Source organism: Paenibacillus naphthalenovorans, assembly GCF_900099895.1.
In the GTDB taxonomy this organism is placed as follows: domain Bacteria; phylum Bacillota; class Bacilli; order Paenibacillales; family NBRC-103111; genus Paenibacillus_G; species Paenibacillus_G naphthalenovorans.
On record NZ_FNDY01000001.1, the window covers coordinates 368,268 to 384,016 of the forward strand.

16 protein-coding genes and 1 pseudogene are annotated in these 15,749 nt (G+C 49.1%); 14 read left to right on the plus strand and 3 right to left on the minus strand.

Features of this window, described 5'->3' with window-relative positions:
- Positions 1 to 192: 192 nt before the first annotated feature.
- The 3 genes from BLT35_RS01880 (at position 193) to BLT35_RS01890 (ending at position 3,150) form a co-directional block, all read left to right on the plus strand.
- On the plus strand, positions 193 to 606 hold the full coding sequence (locus BLT35_RS01880; RefSeq protein WP_054818215.1) for a MerR family transcriptional regulator: 414 nt from the start codon (positions 193 to 195) through the stop codon (positions 604 to 606).
- A 90-nt stretch (positions 607 to 696) separates the two neighbouring features.
- Positions 697 to 2,034, plus strand: coding sequence for a type I glutamate--ammonia ligase (gene glnA, locus BLT35_RS01885; RefSeq protein WP_062408738.1), 1,338 nt, complete (start codon positions 697 to 699; stop codon positions 2,032 to 2,034).
- A 216-nt stretch (positions 2,035 to 2,250) separates the two neighbouring features.
- Positions 2,251 to 3,150, plus strand: coding sequence for an SDR family oxidoreductase (locus tag BLT35_RS01890; RefSeq protein ID WP_074726873.1), 900 nt, complete (start codon positions 2,251 to 2,253; stop codon positions 3,148 to 3,150).
- Between the two features lie 256 nt (positions 3,151 to 3,406).
- Here BLT35_RS01890 and lexA read toward each other — a convergent pair whose 3' ends face one another.
- The gene (gene lexA, locus BLT35_RS01895; protein ID WP_062408736.1) at positions 3,407 to 4,027 is read right to left on the minus strand and encodes a transcriptional repressor LexA; all 621 of its coding nucleotides are present in this window, start codon (positions 4,025 to 4,027) and stop codon (positions 3,407 to 3,409) included.
- Between the two features lie 143 nt (positions 4,028 to 4,170).
- On the opposite strand from lexA, the gene yneA reads away from it, so the two are divergent.
- The 6 genes and pseudogenes from yneA to BLT35_RS28020 all read left to right on the plus strand — a co-directional run bounded on the left by yneA (position 4,171) and on the right by BLT35_RS28020 (position 8,472).
- The gene (yneA, locus tag BLT35_RS27430; protein WP_254777494.1) at positions 4,171 to 4,539 is read left to right on the plus strand and encodes a cell division suppressor protein YneA; all 369 of its coding nucleotides are present in this window, start codon (positions 4,171 to 4,173) and stop codon (positions 4,537 to 4,539) included.
- 90 nt (positions 4,540 to 4,629) lie between these two features.
- On the plus strand, positions 4,630 to 4,824 hold the full coding sequence (locus BLT35_RS01905; protein ID WP_054818217.1) for a DUF896 domain-containing protein: 195 nt from the start codon (positions 4,630 to 4,632) through the stop codon (positions 4,822 to 4,824).
- Positions 4,825 to 4,840: 16 nt separating this feature from the next.
- A complete protein-coding gene (locus tag BLT35_RS01910) occupies positions 4,841 to 5,830 on the plus strand; it encodes an aldo/keto reductase (protein ID WP_062408735.1) in 990 nt (329 codons plus the stop codon).
- A 24-nt stretch (positions 5,831 to 5,854) separates the two neighbouring features.
- On the plus strand, positions 5,855 to 6,364 hold the full coding sequence (locus BLT35_RS01915; RefSeq protein WP_171005805.1) for a hypothetical protein: 510 nt from the start codon (positions 5,855 to 5,857) through the stop codon (positions 6,362 to 6,364).
- Between the two features lie 24 nt (positions 6,365 to 6,388).
- Complete coding sequence (locus BLT35_RS01920; protein WP_074726874.1) at positions 6,389 to 7,180, plus strand: HAD family hydrolase; 792 nt, start codon at positions 6,389 to 6,391, stop codon at positions 7,178 to 7,180.
- 599 nt (positions 7,181 to 7,779) lie between these two features.
- Positions 7,780 to 8,472, plus strand: a pseudogene (locus BLT35_RS28020) (transposase).
- Between the two features lie 179 nt (positions 8,473 to 8,651).
- On the opposite strand, the gene BLT35_RS01935 reads toward BLT35_RS28020, so the two are convergent.
- Positions 8,652 to 9,194 (minus strand): 1,2-dihydroxy-3-keto-5-methylthiopentene dioxygenase, encoded by a 543-nt coding sequence (locus BLT35_RS01935; protein WP_054818220.1) that lies wholly within the window; start codon positions 9,192 to 9,194, stop codon positions 8,652 to 8,654.
- Positions 9,195 to 9,469: 275 nt separating this feature from the next.
- Between BLT35_RS01935 and metH the strand changes: the two genes are divergently transcribed.
- Positions 9,470 to 12,904 (plus strand): methionine synthase, encoded by a 3,435-nt coding sequence (metH, locus tag BLT35_RS01940; protein ID WP_062410939.1) that lies wholly within the window; start codon positions 9,470 to 9,472, stop codon positions 12,902 to 12,904.
- Positions 12,905 to 12,994: 90 nt separating this feature from the next.
- Complete coding sequence (gene rnz / locus BLT35_RS01945; protein ID WP_054818221.1) at positions 12,995 to 13,945, plus strand: ribonuclease Z; 951 nt, start codon at positions 12,995 to 12,997, stop codon at positions 13,943 to 13,945.
- Positions 13,946 to 13,999: 54 nt separating this feature from the next.
- Here the strand turns inward: rnz and tlp are convergent, their stop codons facing one another.
- Complete coding sequence (gene tlp, locus BLT35_RS01950) at positions 14,000 to 14,227, minus strand: small acid-soluble spore protein Tlp (RefSeq protein WP_074726876.1); 228 nt, start codon at positions 14,225 to 14,227, stop codon at positions 14,000 to 14,002.
- Between the two features lie 168 nt (positions 14,228 to 14,395).
- Here tlp and BLT35_RS01955 point away from each other — a divergent pair, with 168 nt between their 5' ends.
- From BLT35_RS01955 to BLT35_RS01965, 3 genes are all read left to right on the plus strand, one after another.
- Positions 14,396 to 14,737, plus strand: coding sequence for a CidA/LrgA family protein (locus BLT35_RS01955; protein ID WP_254777496.1), 342 nt, complete (start codon positions 14,396 to 14,398; stop codon positions 14,735 to 14,737).
- Positions 14,718 to 15,410 carry an LrgB family protein gene (locus tag BLT35_RS01960; RefSeq protein ID WP_074726878.1) on the plus strand — a complete coding sequence of 231 codons (693 nt, stop codon included), beginning with the start codon at positions 14,718 to 14,720 and terminating at the stop codon, positions 15,408 to 15,410. The genes BLT35_RS01955 and BLT35_RS01960 overlap by 20 nt, the downstream gene beginning before the upstream one ends.
- A gap of 115 nt (positions 15,411 to 15,525) precedes the next feature.
- The gene (locus BLT35_RS01965; RefSeq protein WP_054818223.1) at positions 15,526 to 15,741 is read left to right on the plus strand and encodes a hypothetical protein; all 216 of its coding nucleotides are present in this window, start codon (positions 15,526 to 15,528) and stop codon (positions 15,739 to 15,741) included.
- Positions 15,742 to 15,749: the final 8 nt, after the last annotated feature.

The following is a 15,749-nucleotide window of genomic DNA, read 5'->3' on the forward strand; positions in this document are numbered from 1 at the left end:
CCAGCTATTTCACTTGCCAAAGCCGCGGACAAGCTCTGACGGCTGCTGCTCAGGAGCAGGACTTATTGCTATAGGAAGTTAGCCGCTGTAATCAAAAATAACATATGGCATAAACCTAACACAGCTTGACATATGTTTTCCGGTAAGGTTACAATAGAGGTAAGGTTCCAGAGTAGCTTAGGAGTGATGGTCATGACTGATGAAATCCGCAGAAATATGGCGCTCTTTCCGATCGGCATCGTAATGAAGCTGACCGATTTGACCGCCAGACAAATCCGGTACTACGAGCAGCATGAGCTCGTCATCCCGGCCCGGACCGGAGGAAACCAAAGGTTGTATTCGTTTAATGATGTAGAACGTCTCCTCGAGATCAAGGATTTGATCGAGAAAGGCGTTAACATCGCCGGGATCAAGCAGGTGCTGCTGCCGGTTGATAAGGATTCCGAGGATGCTACCATACTCAATGAGCAGACGGAAGTCAAGCGTAGAGAGCTGAGCGACACGCAGCTTCACCGGATACTGAAACAACAGCTCTTGGGTGGAGGCCGGCGTCCTAATCAAGTGTCCTTGATCCAGGGAGAATTATCCCGTTTTTTCAGAAAGTAGGCTTTGACCGGAGCATGTCCGGTACCGTTTTCAAGCGTACCGGGCATGCTCCGTTAATTTTGCCACTTAGTTTAAGGAGGAGATTTCACAGTGACAGATAAGAATTTCACCAAAGAAGATATTCTGCGCATCGCCAAGGAACAAAACGTAAGGTTCATTCGACTTCAGTTCACAGATTTGCTTGGAACCATCAAAAATGTGGAAATTCCTGTAAGTCAACTGGAGAAAGCCCTCGATAACAAAATGATGTTCGACGGTTCCTCGATTGAAGGTTATGTGCGCATTGAAGAATCGGATATGTACTTATACCCCGATCTGAATACTTGGGTCGTGTTCCCTTGGGTAACGGAAGACCGTGTTGCCCGCTTAATATGCGACGTGTATTTGCCGGATGGCCGTCCGTTCCCGGGCGACCCGCGCGGTATTCTGAAATCCGTATTGAGAGAAGCCGAAGAAATGGGCTTCACCGCAATGAACGTCGGGCCTGAGCCTGAGTTTTTCTTGTTCAAAACCGACGAGAAGGGCAATCCGACGACAGAATTAAACGACCAGGGCGGCTACTTTGACTTGGCACCAACCGACCTTGGCGAGAACTGCCGTCGTGAAATTGTACTTACGCTGGAAGAAATGGGATTCGAAATCGAAGCATCTCACCACGAAGTGGCTCCGGGTCAGCATGAGATCGATTTTAAATATGCGGACGCGATTAAAGCCGCGGATCAAATTCAGACCTTCAAGCTGGTCGTCAAAACCATTGCCAGACAGCACGGTCTGCACGCCACGTTTATGCCGAAGCCTTTGGTCGGAGTGAACGGGTCCGGAATGCATTGCCATCAATCATTGTTCAACGGCAAAGAGAATGTGTTCTATGATGAGAGCGATAAGCTGGGCTTAAGCGAGACAGCCAGACAATACATGGCCGGCATACTGCGGCATGCCCGCGCTTTTGCCGCAATAACCAATCCGACGGTCAACTCCTACAAGCGGCTTGTACCAGGTTATGAGGCGCCTTGTTATGTGGCTTGGTCTGCAAGCAACCGCAGCCCGATGATTCGTATTCCTGCATCCCGCGGCGTCAGCACACGCGTGGAAGTGCGGAATCCGGATCCGGCGGCGAATCCTTACCTGGCTCTGGCGGTCATGCTGAAGGCCGGTCTCGATGGCATCCGGAACAAAATGCAACTGCCGCCTCCAACGGACCGCAACATTTATGTGATGAGTGAAGAAGAGCGGGAAGAGCAAGGCATTCCAAGTCTTCCGCTTGATTTGAAGCAGGCGTTGGACGAGCTGCTCCGCGACGATGTCATTTGCGACGCGCTCGGCGATCACGCACTTGCACACTTCATAGAGCTGAAAGAGATCGAGTGGGACATTTACCGCACTCAGGTTCATCAATGGGAGCGGGATCAATATTTGACGCTGTATTAATCGGGGAATCCCTTGGCGCTTTAAGCGTTAAGGGATTTTTCTTTTTGTGGGCATTATTTGTTATTTTGGCTGACCTCTGTAAGTAGAATGAGGCTCCATAGGCGCGGCCATCGCTTTTTCCCTTAGCGGAGTGGACGCAAGTTCCAGCTAGGCTGCACAGTTACGATCCTGCTGGAATACAATAGGCCATCTGAATAAGAAGTTCAGGAGGTCAATATGATACCCGTTTATCCCTATTATGGAAAAGAAACGAAATGTACCGAGGAGCCGGTTGCATTCCCGCCTCAACATCAGCCGGTGCAGCCCGGACTGGAGTACAAAATGACGCCCCGTCCGATTTTTGAAAACCCGCACTACGTCGGCAGCGGCAAGCTGCGCGGCAAGGTTGCAATCGTTACCGGCGGTGACAGCGGCATCGGTCGGGCGGTCGCCGTCGCCTTTGCCAAGGAAGGAGCTGATATAGCCATCCCGTATTTATATGAGCATCGGGACGCATACGAAACAAAACAGCGCATCGAGCAGCTCGGCAGAGCATGCTTGCTCATACCCGGCGACCTGAGGGTGGAATCGGTGTGCCGGGAAGCGGTATATCAAACGCTCCGCACCTTTGGAAAAATCGATATCTTGATTTTGAATCAGGCCGTTCAGTTTCCGCAGGAAAGCGTGTCCGACATTTCCGCCGAACAGCTGCACAATACGTACAGCACGAACATTTACCCGATGTTCTATATGACGAAAGCCGCGCTTCCCTATCTGAAGCCGGGAAGCGCGATTGTGAATACGGCCTCGATCACCGCATATAGAGGTGCACCCGAGCTGATCGATTATTCTTCCACAAAAGGAGCCGTCGTCTCGTTCACGCGTTCGCTGGCGCTATCCTTGGTGAAACGGGGAATTCGGGTCAATGCCGTCGCTCCGGGGCCAATCTGGACTCCGCTGATCGTCTCCAGCTATTCGGCGTATGAGGTATCGCGCTTCGGCCTGGATACTCCGATGAAGCGTGCAGGGCAGCCGTTCGAGCTGGCTCCGGCTTACGTGTTTCTGGCATCAGATGATTCCAGCTATGTGACCGGTGAGGTTGTCCATGTCAACGGTGGAGCTATGGTGACGACGTAGATTTTTGGTTTTTCTAATTGAGGATCATATATAAACAAGCCTAAATAAGCCGCTTATCCGCATAACGCCGGAACAGGCTTATTTTACGCAGATCATATGCTTGCAAACGCTCAACAAGATTTCCTGCGTTGCACTGGGCTCATAAAAAGTGGATTTCAGCGGTAAAATCCTTCTTCGCTTTCCAAAGACTCGCCATAAATGCGTTGATATAAAAAATCCCTTTCAACCGGCGGAATCGGCGGTGAAAGGGAAAAAATTATTGAATATTTCTGAATACACCAATGACTTTGCCCAAGATCGTGACGTTCTTGAGTCTCAGCGGCTCCATCGTCGGGTTCTCAGGCTGCAGTCGAATATGATCCTTTTCCTTATAAAAGGTTTTCACTGTCGCTTCATCGTCTTCGGTCATGGCAACGACAATATCTCCGTTATTGGCGGTTTGCTGCTGGCGTACGATAACATAATCCCCGTTATGAATACCGGCCTCGATCATACTTTCTCCGATTACGCTTAGCATAAAGACGTTATCATTTTTTACATAATGGCTGGGCAGCGGGAAGTAATCCTCGATGTTCTCCGTCGCGGTAATAGGTACGCCGGCGGTAACGCGCCCGATCAAAGGCACTCTGGCGACCGATACGGAGAATGCGCCGTCCGCCGAGCTTCCGTCCAATATTTCAATAGCTCTCGGCTTCGTCGGGTCTCTGCGAATCATTCCTTTCTTTTCCAATCGTTCCAAGTGCCCGTGAACTGTGGAACTGGAGGCCAGTCCCACAGCCTCTCCGATCTCTCTTACTGAAGGGGGATAGCCTTTTTCTCTGACCTCATTCTTGATAAAGTCTAGAATCGCCTGCTGCCGATTGGAAATTTTGCTCAAGATCATCACTCCATTTTTGGTAATCATTACTTAGAAGTATAACATAGAACCGGAGTTCGTACAAACATAAGTTCGAATAAACGGTTGACACAAACAAATGTTCCTGATAGATTAAAAACAGAACAAATGTTTGGAGGTCGATCATGATGATTCAAAATTCTCGGCTTATACATAACTATCATTCCCGCCAGGTAATGCTAACCAAGCATAATGATAATAATAATAAGGGAACATATGTTCGTGCTACCGTTTTGGGTGCCTTGCTTTTTTGTGCAGTGTTCTTTATCTCTACGATGTTCAGCTTCTTTTTTGACCAAGATGTTCATGCGGCATCCTCGCAGCCTCAGATGTATTCTTACGTGGAGGTTGAATCGGGGGACACGCTTTGGAGCATTGCCTCTCAGTATGCGGACCAAGGACAGGATATAAGGGAATATATACATCAGATCAAAGGGATCAACCATCTTAAGAATTCCCATTTGCAAGTAGGACAAAAATTGTTGCTTCCCTAATCGCTGCGCATGTGCCGTATTGCTTCTCTTGACAATCAGATTCGGTAATGTCAAAGTATAATTTGAAATGACATTACCGGGAGGATCGGCATGAGTGAATCGAATCATGATGCATTGGTGCGGCGAATTAACGAATTGGCCCGCAAAGCGAAATCGGAAGGGCTAACCGATGCCGAACTGGATGAACGCAATGGATTAAGAAGGAAGTATATCGATTCTTTTAAAACCTCCTTGCGTGGTCAACTGGATAACATCAAGTTTGTTGATCAGGAAGAGAAGAAGTAAGAAGGGGGGTTAAGGGATGAATTATCGTGTTTTGGGCAAAAGCGGAATTGCCGTTTCCGAGCTTTGTTTAGGAACAATGACATTCGGAAATACGACAAACGAACAAGACTCGATTGAAATGGTTCATCGTTTTTTGGATCGCGGAGGAAACTTTATTGATACGGCGGATGTGTATGTCTCCGGTGTTTCCGAAGAGATCGTGGGAAAAGCGATTCGGGAGCGTCGTTCCGATGTGATCTTGGCGACCAAGGTACGCTTTCCTACAGGTAATAATGTCAATCACGTCGGTTTATCCCGAAAACATATTCTCGACGGTGTGGAAGCCAGTCTTCGTCGATTAGGCACTGATTATATCGATTTATATCAAATGCATGTATGGGATCAAATTACGCCCATAGAAGAAACATTGAGAACTTTGGATGATCTGGTTACTTCAGGCAAAGTACGGTATATCGGCTGCTCCAACTTTTTGGCCTATCAGCTGATGAAATCATTAAGCATCAGTGACTTTAATCGTTATGCCCGTTTTATCTCCATTCAACCGCAGTACAGTTTAGTATGCCGTACGATGGATCGTGAGGTTCTGCCTCTTTGTTTGGAGGAAAACGTTGGTGTGATCCCTTGGGCTCCTCTTGGCGGCGGCTTCTTGACAGGAAGATATGTTCGTGGACAGGAACCGACGGAAGGGCGTTTGGCGTCTAAAACGGGAGAAAGCCGTTGGGAAATTCGCAATACGGAGAAAAACTTCCGCATTCTGGATGAATTGATTTCGGTTGCCCATGAGACGGACAAGACCCCGGCTCAGGTGGCATTGAACTGGTTGATTCATAAACCGGGCATCACTTCTCCTATTTTTGGCGCGAGGACATTGGAACAATTCGAGGAAAACATGGGAGCGGTGGATTGGAAGCTGGACGACTCCTTGTGGCAGCGTCTGGATGATGTAAGCGCTCTGGAATACGAATATCCAACCCGATTTATTGATAAATTTTCGCGCAAGGTGTAAATGACGATATAAGGGGCACTCATCATGTCACGTAAGTGGGAACGTATGGTTCGTAAAAATACGAAAATTTCTAATATGCAGCGGAGGAAGAGCGGAAAAGGTGAGATATCGGGAGTAAATGCCGACGGTTCGGTCATATTCAAAGGCCGGAGCTGGTTTTTGCCGATGCTGCTCGTGGCTACCGGTGTTTTTTGCTTTATCGTGTTTCGGAATCAACCCGGGCAAGAACAGCTGTATTGGATTACAGGAGCAAGCTATATATTTCTGGCGTTACTGATTTATTGGATTCGGCGCCCTTTTTTGAAAATCGATAAAAAAACCTTATCTTCCCGCCGATTTGGAGGGGACCGTTTTTATGACGCGGACCAAATCAAGGATATTACCATAAGCAAAGACGCGATAGTCATTAACTTTAAGGCAAAAGGAAAACGGTGGGTTTTCACCAAGATCTATCATATGTTTCCGATCGATTCCGCTAGAATCAAGCTTCAGGAGTATGCTGAAAAATACAACGTGACGTTAATACAAGATTAACATCTGGAAAGAGGAACACTTTTTATGGCGATCAAAGCAGTACTTTTTGATTTGGATGATACGCTGCTGTGGGATGACCGCAGTGTGAAAGAAGCTTTTCAAGCAACCTGTGCTGAAGCGGCTAAACATTATCAAGTGGATCCGGATCAGTTGGAGGAAGCCGTACGACGTGAAGCCCGCGCTTTATATGAATCGTACGAGACGTTCCCGTTCACAAAAATGATCGGAATTAACCCGTTTGAAGGACTCTGGGCGCATTTTACCCAAGGGAAACAAGAAGAATTTCGCAAGCTTCAAGCGCTGGCTCCCCAATACCGTACCGAGTCTTGGACACGCGGGTTGAAAGCGGTAGGCATTGAAGACAAGGAGCTTGGCTATAAACTTGGAGAGCTGTTTCCCGTAGAACGAAGAAATCGCCCCATCGTCTATGAGGAAACATTCGAGGTGCTGGACCAGCTGAAGGGCCGGTACCAGCTGCTCCTTTTGACGAACGGTTCGCCCGATTTGCAACAGGAAAAGCTGGCAGGCGTTCCTGAGCTTGCTCCGTATTTTGATCATATCGTCATCTCCGGAGATTTTGGTCAAGGGAAGCCGGCGGCTGCGATCTTTGAACACGCAATGGGTTTGTTAGGGATTCAAGCGGATGAAGGTGTGATGATCGGGGATAAGCTGACGACGGATATTCTCGGCTCCAATACCGTCGGTATGCGCAATATGTGGATCAACCGCCACGGTCTAAAGCGTACGGATGACATCGTACCGTCGCACGAAATCAAAAGCTTGCGTGAGATTCAATCGGTCATCGATTCGTTGTAAATTGGTCCTAATACTTCATCATATTGTAGGTAAAAGAAAACCCCTCTGTTAGGGGAGGCCACTGAAAAAGTCCCTTTGAATTAAAAAAAGGTACAGTCCCTAAAATAAATGAGAAGGCTGTACCTTTTTTCCTGTATAATTAAGCTATTCGATTCACCTGATTTTATTGGCATGGGAAGATTAATGCTTGTGATCACACCTAATTGTTCCCCTATTTTCTCTTTAGAAATCGTTTGGCCTGATACCCCATACAATGAGTCATTCCACCCAATAGCCTTTGGATATAAACCGTCCCCCGTACGGTTTGACTCAGTCTTAGAGCAACTGGCTAGTAAAAAGTTCAATATATGAAAAAAATAACCTACTTGATTGAAGTCGGTTACTTCGTTTTAATGCTCTCTGAATTTAGGAAGTACTGGTTCCGGCCATTCATAGTCTTTATAGTCCCTAATAGTACTCGATGCCGCTTATTGACCATATTGTTCGGAATCTTGAATCGGATGGAGGTCACTGAGGTGACGGGGATACCCCCTTTTCAATTTTGTAAAACAAAAAGAAGCCAAACCTTGGTAAAATGGAAGTGACGATCAACCATTCAAATGGATTTAGAAGAAGATATTCCCGCGGGGCATCTGGTCCGCATTGTCAATGATGCGGTTAATCGGTTAGACGACAACATCTTTGCGGCTGCTTACCCGGGTGGGGGGCGGGATAGCTGCCAACCGAAAATGCTTACGAAAGTCATCGTGTACGCCTACACCCAGCGAATCTATTCCTCTCGTCAGATCGCAAAGCCGTCCGCGAAAATATCATGTTCATGTGGCTTGCGGCCAGACAGCGGCCGGATTTCCGCACCATTAACCGCTTCCGCTCCGAGCGGATGAAAGATGTTCTCGAAACGGTTTTTACAGCCATTTTGGGTTTGCTTGTCGAGGAGAAGTACGTCAAGCTGGAGCACTATTCCGGAGTCGGGGGTGCACAGGCTGTCCTTTGAAGGATGCCTGCACGAAAGCCAAAGGGAACCGGGAAATCCGGGGGAGTCTCAGTACCTTCGCTACAAGCAGCAGAGGCGGGAAAAGCTGCGAAGTGAGGAAGGCTACGCGTTGTCGGTTCGACGCATGATTGAACCGGAGAGTGTGTTCGGACAAATGAAAAACAACCGGAACTTCCGGCGTTTCCTGCTTCGCGGCTTGCCCAAAGTGAGCCTGGAGGTCGGGTGGCTTTCCCTTGCCCATAATTTATTAAAGTGGGCGGCGATGAACCAAAAAGGTCGAGTAAGAGAGCAAGTATAGCCCTCTACTCGACCTTTTTTTCTGTATGGAAACGAGAAGTTAAGAAAACAGGGCCGTCCCTGCGTAGCTAAAAGCTACTTTTGGGACGGTCCCTTTTTCGTCGTCCTGCTTTGGCTGCCCCGAGAAAAGTGTAAGTTCTTCCGTGGCCTCCTTATATGGCGGGGTTCATTGTTATTTAATTATGCCTTCTGGAACGTCGGATCCTCGAACGGATGTGCAATCCAGCCTTCCGTTTCAATAAAGAGGCGAACGGCCACGATTTGGCGGTTTTCCATTAAAGTGAAGAAGTGAGGCTTGTTCTCCGGTACGGAAATGACATCACCTGCTTCCAGTTCGACGTCAAAATAGCCTACATCGTCGCTGCCTTTAATAATGAATATGCCTTTACCTGCTGTAATGGCGCGCACTTCATCTTCCGTATGCGTATGCACCTGCTCGAATTTTTTAAGCAGTTCATCCAGGTTGGGCGTCGCATCGGAAAGAGCGATGACGTCCCATGTCCGGTACCCGCGGCGGTTTGCAAGATCGCGGATTTCCGCATCGAAAGTGGATAAAATTTGCGCTTTTTCATCATCGGTCAGTACAAATTTTTCTTGAAGCTCAGCCGGCAGCTTCGCAGCGTTCCAGTGTTCATACAGCACCTCTTGCTTATCCAAAAATGCCTTGACATTTTGCTCGCCGGTGATTCGTTCGTTGGTATTGCGAATTCTGATTTCTGCCATGGTAAATCCCTCTTCTCCTATAAGAATTGTTCGTTTCTATATATATTATAGTGAAAGGTGCCACATCTGTCGATGAGTATTGGAGAAAGATTTCAATCTTTTTGCATCGTGAGCTGTTGAACATGATGGAAGTTCCTTTTCATCATGGCATGTTTCTGGTACACTTTAGGGATAAACGATTTGCTGAATTTCGTGTTTATTCGACAGCGACGAAAGAGATGCTGGTTGAGAAAAAGAGACGACAGGTATGGCGGCAGTTTGAAAGGGGATTATTGATGGATAAGTCATCCTTGCAAGAGCAATTACAAAAGAAAATTATGATATTGGATGGTGCCATGGGTACCATGATCCAGCAGGAAAATCTCACTGCGGAAGATTTCGGCGGGGAAGAGCTGGACGGGTGTAATGAAATCCTTGTTCTTACCAGACCGGATATTATCCGTAAAATTCATGAAGCTTATTTTGCCGCAGGCGCGGATATCGTTGAGACCAATACCTTCGGAGCTACCAGCGTGGTGCTCGCGGAATATGGTCTGCAGGATCGTGCCCGGGAAATCAATCTGGCTGCAGCCAAGCTGGCTATCGAGGCAGCTAATAAATACAGTACACCGGAATGGCCGCGTTATGTGGCAGGCGCCATGGGTCCGACAACCAAGACGCTTTCGGTCACAGGCGGCGTCACATTCGATGAATTGATCGACAGCTATTATGAACAAGCGCTGGCGTTAATCGAAGCCGGCGTAGATGCGCTGCTGCTGGAGACTTCCCAAGATACGCTTAACGTGAAAGCCGGAAGCATCGGCATTCGCAAGGCGTTCGATCAGATGGGCAGAAAGCTTCCTCTGATGATTTCCGGTACGATCGAACCGATGGGGACGACGCTTGCCGGTCAAAACATCGAGTCGTTCTATATTTCCCTCGAGCATTTGGAGCCGATTTCGATCGGTTTGAACTGCGCGACGGGACCGGAATTTATGCGGGATCATATTCGGACGCTGGCTGATATCGCCGGTACGGCCGTCAGCTGTTACCCGAATGCAGGACTGCCGGATGAGAACGGAAATTACCATGAATCTCCGGAGACGTTAGCGATGAAGATGGCGGGATTCGCCGAGCAGGGTTGGCTGAACATTGCCGGAGGCTGCTGCGGTACAACGCCTGACCATATTCGAGCCTTGGCGGAGACGCTCAGCTCATACAAGCCTCGGGTGCATAGAGGGACTCACCCGCCGGCCGTTTCCGGGATAGAGACGGTATATATTGAAGACGCGAATCGTCCGTACATGGTTGGAGAGAGAACAAACGTTCTAGGTTCGCGTAAATTTAAGCGCCTGATTGCTGAAGGCAAGTATGAGGAAGCGTCGGAAATTGCCCGCGCTCAAGTGAAGGGCGGAGCCCACGTGATCGACGTCTGCCTGCAGGATCCGGATCGCGACGAGATGGCGGATATGCAGAAGTTTCTGGAGCTTGTCGTCAAGAAAGTAAAGGTACCGCTGATGCTCGACTCCACGGACCACCGGGTCATTGAGCTGGGCCTAAAGTATTCTCAGGGCAAGGCGATCATTAACTCGATCAACCTGGAGGATGGCGAAGAGAAGTTCGAGAAAGTCGTACCGCTCATTCATAAATATGGCGCAGCTGCTGTCGTAGGTACTATTGACGAACGGGGACAAGCTATTACAGCGAAAGACAAACTGGAGGTTGCCCGGCGCTCCTATGATCTGCTTGTGAACAAATATGGAATGAACCCGAACGATATCATTTTTGACCCTCTCGTTTTTCCTGTAGGTACGGGTGATCAGCAGTATATCGGATCGGCGAAAGAAACGATTGACGGCATTCGCATGATCAAGGAAGCGATGCCGGATACGGAAACGATCCTCGGTCTCAGCAACGTCTCGTTCGGTCTCCCGGAGGCTGGGCGTGAAGTGCTTAACGCCGTCTTTTTGTACCACTGTACGAAGGCAGGACTGGATTACGCTATTGTCAATACGGAGAAGCTGGAACGTTATGCGTCCATTCCTGAAGAAGAGCGGAGATTGGCGGAAAACCTCATCTATGATACCAATGATGATACGCTGGCCGCGTTTGTTGCGCATTTCCGCAGCAAGAAGGTCGAGAAGAAAGAGAAGATTTCCAATCTGACCTTGGAGGAGCGTCTGGCTTCTTATGTGGTAGAAGGCACCAAAGAAGGCCTGATTCCGGATTTGAACGACGCGCTGCAAAAATATTCGCCGCTTGAGATCATTAACGGTCCTCTGATGAAAGGGATGGAGGAAGTCGGACGGCTTTTCAATAACAACGAGCTCATCGTAGCCGAGGTACTGCAGAGTGCTGAAGTGATGAAGGCATCGGTTTCGCATTTGGAGCAGTTCATGGAAAAGACGGAGAGCGCCGTCAAAGGAAAAATCATCTTGGCAACGGTGAAGGGCGATGTACATGACATTGGTAAAAACCTCGTCGAAATCATTTTGTCCAATAACGGATATAAAATTATCAACTTGGGCATCAAAGTTCCGCCCGAGCAGTTGATTGAAGCGTACCGCAAAGAGAAGGCGGATGCGATCGGTCTGTCGGGACTGCTTGTCAAATCGGCACAGCAAATGATCGTTACCGCTCAAGACTTGAAGAATGCGGGAATTGATGTTCCTATTCTTGTAGGCGGAGCCGCATTAACACGGAAGTTTACCAAGACACGGATTGCTCCGGAATATGACGGCCTTGTCCTTTATGCCAAAGACGCGATGGATGGCTTGGAAATCGCGAACAAGCTCAGCGACCCGGAACAAAAGCAGCAATTGATTCGTGAGCTGAGAGAAAGCATGGAGTCGGATGTGAAGGAATCCGGGCGTAAGGAAGAGCAAATGCCTGAGCTGACACGGGTGAAGGTATCTACGTTAGACCGGACGGTGCCGGTACAGCAGCCGCCGGATTTGGAACGCCGCGTGCTGCGCGATTATCCGATCAGTCATTTGATGCCTTATATCAACATGCAGATGCTGCTTGGACACCATTTGGGGCTGAAAGGTAAAGTCGATCGATTGCTGGCCGAGAAGGACCCGAAAGCTGTTCAGTTGAAGGAAACGGTAGATCAGATTTTATTCGAAGCGCAGCGTGAAGGCATTATTAAAGCCCACGGTATGTATCGCTTCTTCCCGGCTCAGGCCGATGGCGACGATGTGCTGGTTTACGACCCGGAAGATCATACCAAGGTGCTGCAGAAATTTAGTTTTCCGCGGCAGCAAAAAGAGCCTTATCTCTGTCTGGCCGATTTCTTAAAGCCGGTAGAAAGCGGCGAGATGGATTATGTCGGTTTCCTTGTCGTCACAGCCGGCCATGGGATCAGCGAATTGGCGGCTGAATGGCGTGAGAAAGGCGATTATCTGCGTTCTCACGCATTGCAGGCGGCCGCTCTTGAAACGGCGGAAGCATTCGCCGAGCGCATCCATCAAATGATGCGCGACGTATGGGGCTTCCCGGATCCGGCGGAGATGACCATGCAGGAGAGGTTCGGAGCCAAATACCGCGGGCAGCGGTTTTCGTTCGGTTACCCCGCATGTCCGAACCTGGATGATCAGCAGCAGCTTTTCGCATTGATGCACCCTGAGGATATCGGCGTTCATCTGACGGAAGGCAGCATGATGGAGCCAGAGGCTTCCGTATCCGCCATCGTATTTGCACATCCCGATGCCAGATATTTTAACGCCTAAAGCCGATTTGGGGTATGCTATACAGGGTGGAGCGTGAACGCTCCACTCTTTTCACTGATTGGACTTTAACGAAACGGGAGTCGATGGATATTGGAACTTTATTTTCTGGGAACGGGTGCCGGAATGCCTTCCAAGGAACGTAATGTTACCTCCGTGATGCTGAATCTGCTGGCGGAGAGAAACGTCTATTGGATGTTCGATTGCGGGGAAGGAACGCAGCATCAGGTGCTCAGGGCTCCGGTCAAAATCAGCAAGCTGGAAAAGCTGTTTATTACCCATCTGCACGGAGATCACATCTATGGTATTCCCGGTTTGATGTCAAGCCGATCCTACCAAGGGGGAGAGAGTCCCTTTACCATTTACGGTCCAAAGGGAATTAAAGAATTCATTGAAACGGCGCTTCGTGTGAGCGATTCCCATCTGAGTTATGAGATCGACATCGTAGAATTTAAAGAATCGGAGCCGTTCCTTGTATTTGAAGACGAGCAGCTGACCGTTACGGCGGCCCCTCTGGTGCACCGCATTGACAGCTATGGTTATCGCATAACCGAAAAACCGCAAAAAGGAAAGCTGGATGCAGCCCGTTTGAAGGAGCTTGGACTTTCCTCGGGACCACTGTTCGGCAAAATCAAGAACGGAGAAAACATCGAACTGCCGGATGGCAAGGTGCTGTATGCACAGGAGTTTATCGGTCCATCCATTCCCGGCCGCACGGTGACGATATTGGGCGATACCCAGCCGTGCACTCATGCGGTGAAGCTTGCAGAGGCTGCGGATGTGCTTGTCCATGAAGCGACATTTGCGGAGCAGAGAAAAGAGATGGCTGTAAAATATGATCATTCGACGGCGATCGACGCCGCACGTACAGCCCGGGAGGCCGGTGCGAAAACGTTAATTTTGACGCACATTAGTTCGCGTTATCAAGGTGAGCTGGCGGAACAATTAACGGCGGAGGCTCGTACTGTCCATGAGGAGACGTACCTGGCCTATGATCATTTTCGTTTTGAAATCCCTGTATCGCGGAGATCAACGAATGCATAGCCGCAAAGCTAATAACCTCCTCCCCTTTGAAGGGGGAGGAGGTATTTATGCGGTTTACTCTTCGTTCTGTTCGTTTGCTTCGTCTTTGATTTCGGAACGGAACGCGGCTAAGCTTTCACGGCGGCGGTCATTTTTGGATTCGATCTGTTGCTGTTCCTCCGGGCTGATTTCCTCGGCATGCTCGTCCAAATAGGCTTCAGTCTCTTCAATGTTTTCGATGGTGTGATTAATGTTTTTTTGCAGGTGTTCTACGTTGTCCGCACGATTGTCCGGCTTGGCCATGATGATTCAACTCCCGTTTTGGTTAGTGTCAATACGTTAGTGGCATTGCGCCAATTTTACGATACCACCCGAAAGGGCAAATTATGCATACGGCGAGTCCGGTATACGGCCATCATTGGAAGGAGTACGAAAATTATGATGGGATTTGCCATATTACTTGTTTTTTATATGCTGGGAACGGTACTTCATGAAGGGTTCGGAGTGCCTTTACCCGCCAATGTTATTGGCTTGATTCTATTTACGCTCAGCTTATTTCTGAAAATCGTTAAGGTGTCATGGGTGGAAGAGGCAAGCCAGTTCCTGATTCGGCATATGCTCCTGTTATTTGCGCCGATTGTGGCTGGAACGATGGTGTTTTTCTCCTTGATCGGGAAGCAGGCGCTGACGATCGTGATCAGTCTGTTCATGAGTACGTTCGGCGTGCTGCTTTTCACCGGTTGGACGGTGAAGCTGATGAGCGGCAGGAAGATGAAAGAAGGAGAACGCCGTTATGACCGTTCAAGAGCTTAGCGCCGAGCCGTTATTCGGCATTTCGTTAACGGTGATCGCTTATGCCGTCGCTTTAAAGTGCCAGCAAAAGTGGAAAGGGCTGCATCCGCTTCTTATCTCGTCTATCCTGATCATTGCGGTGCTGATGTTGATGCGGATCCCTTATGAAGCCTATAAAAAGGGCGGGGACTACATCGTTTTCCTGCTCGGTCCGGCTACAGTCGCGCTGGGTGTCCCTCTTTACAAGAACGCCCAGCGAATTGGACGGAACTTTTTGCCTATCATCACTGGCGTTACCGTAGGCTCAGTAAGTGCGCTGATGATGTCGGCCGGGCTAGTCTGGAGCTTGGGAGGCAGCCGCGAGCTGCTGATCACGATGATGCCCAAGTCCGTGACTTCCCCGGTAGCTATGGAAATTGCACGACAAGCAGGGGGCATACCCGAGCTCGCGGCGGCAATGACGGTGTTGACGGGACTGATCGGAAGTTTGCTCGGACCGGCTTTGCTGCGTTTGGCCGGGGTAAGAGAGGATATTTCACTCGGCACGGCCATCGGTACCGCCGCCCACGGCATCGGTACAGCCCGGATGATCCGGGACTCGGAGCTGGCAGGAAGCATTAGTGGGTTTGCCATGGGAGTAACGGCGATTATCACCAGCGTACTTTTCGTCCCGATATATATTTGGTTCAAATAGACGAATGCGTTCCGGAACCAAGGGAGAAGAAGAGGTTTAGATTCACAAAAAAGTATGAAGAACAGGGGATTGGGCAAGAATAGTTGCAGTAAAAATGTGGAGGAGGGATTGCGGTATGGCTTTCACAAGTCAGGATATCGCCGTCATAGAACAGGCTCTGCAAATCGCAATTCGTTCGCAGGGCGAAGAATCAGAGGCATGGAAATTTCATGAAGTGCTGGACAAGCTCAAAACGAATGCGGCAGCAGCTATGGTATCGCCCCCTTTACAGACGACGGCTTCTCAAGACAGGCTTCGTTACGATTACGATGATTCCTCTGATTTGCTCTAAGGGTTTTC

What these genes read in the sequence shown, in the direction of transcription:
- BLT35_RS01915 (WP_171005805.1), top strand. Translation starts at nt 5,855, where the DNA reads ATGTCACGTAAGTGGGAACGTATGGTTCGTAAAAATACGAAAATTTCT.
- tlp (WP_074726876.1), bottom strand. Translation starts at nt 14,227, where the DNA reads ATGGCCAAGCCGGACAATCGTGCGGACAACGTAGAACACCTGCAAAAA.
- yneA (WP_254777494.1), top strand. Translation starts at nt 4,171, where the DNA reads ATGATGATTCAAAATTCTCGGCTTATACATAACTATCATTCCCGCCAG.
- BLT35_RS01880 (WP_054818215.1), top strand. Translation starts at nt 193, where the DNA reads ATGACTGATGAAATCCGCAGAAATATGGCGCTCTTTCCGATCGGCATC.
- BLT35_RS01890 (WP_074726873.1), top strand. Translation starts at nt 2,251, where the DNA reads ATGATACCCGTTTATCCCTATTATGGAAAAGAAACGAAATGTACCGAG.
- metH (WP_062410939.1), top strand. Translation starts at nt 9,470, where the DNA reads ATGGATAAGTCATCCTTGCAAGAGCAATTACAAAAGAAAATTATGATA.
- BLT35_RS01910 (WP_062408735.1), top strand. Translation starts at nt 4,841, where the DNA reads ATGAATTATCGTGTTTTGGGCAAAAGCGGAATTGCCGTTTCCGAGCTT.
- BLT35_RS01955 (WP_254777496.1), top strand. Translation starts at nt 14,396, where the DNA reads ATGCTGGGAACGGTACTTCATGAAGGGTTCGGAGTGCCTTTACCCGCC.
- BLT35_RS01965 (WP_054818223.1), top strand. Translation starts at nt 15,526, where the DNA reads ATGGCTTTCACAAGTCAGGATATCGCCGTCATAGAACAGGCTCTGCAA.
- BLT35_RS01960 (WP_074726878.1), top strand. Translation starts at nt 14,718, where the DNA reads ATGACCGTTCAAGAGCTTAGCGCCGAGCCGTTATTCGGCATTTCGTTA.
- BLT35_RS01935 (WP_054818220.1), bottom strand. Translation starts at nt 9,194, where the DNA reads ATGGCAGAAATCAGAATTCGCAATACCAACGAACGAATCACCGGCGAG.
- BLT35_RS01920 (WP_074726874.1), top strand. Translation starts at nt 6,389, where the DNA reads ATGGCGATCAAAGCAGTACTTTTTGATTTGGATGATACGCTGCTGTGG.
- BLT35_RS01905 (WP_054818217.1), top strand. Translation starts at nt 4,630, where the DNA reads ATGAGTGAATCGAATCATGATGCATTGGTGCGGCGAATTAACGAATTG.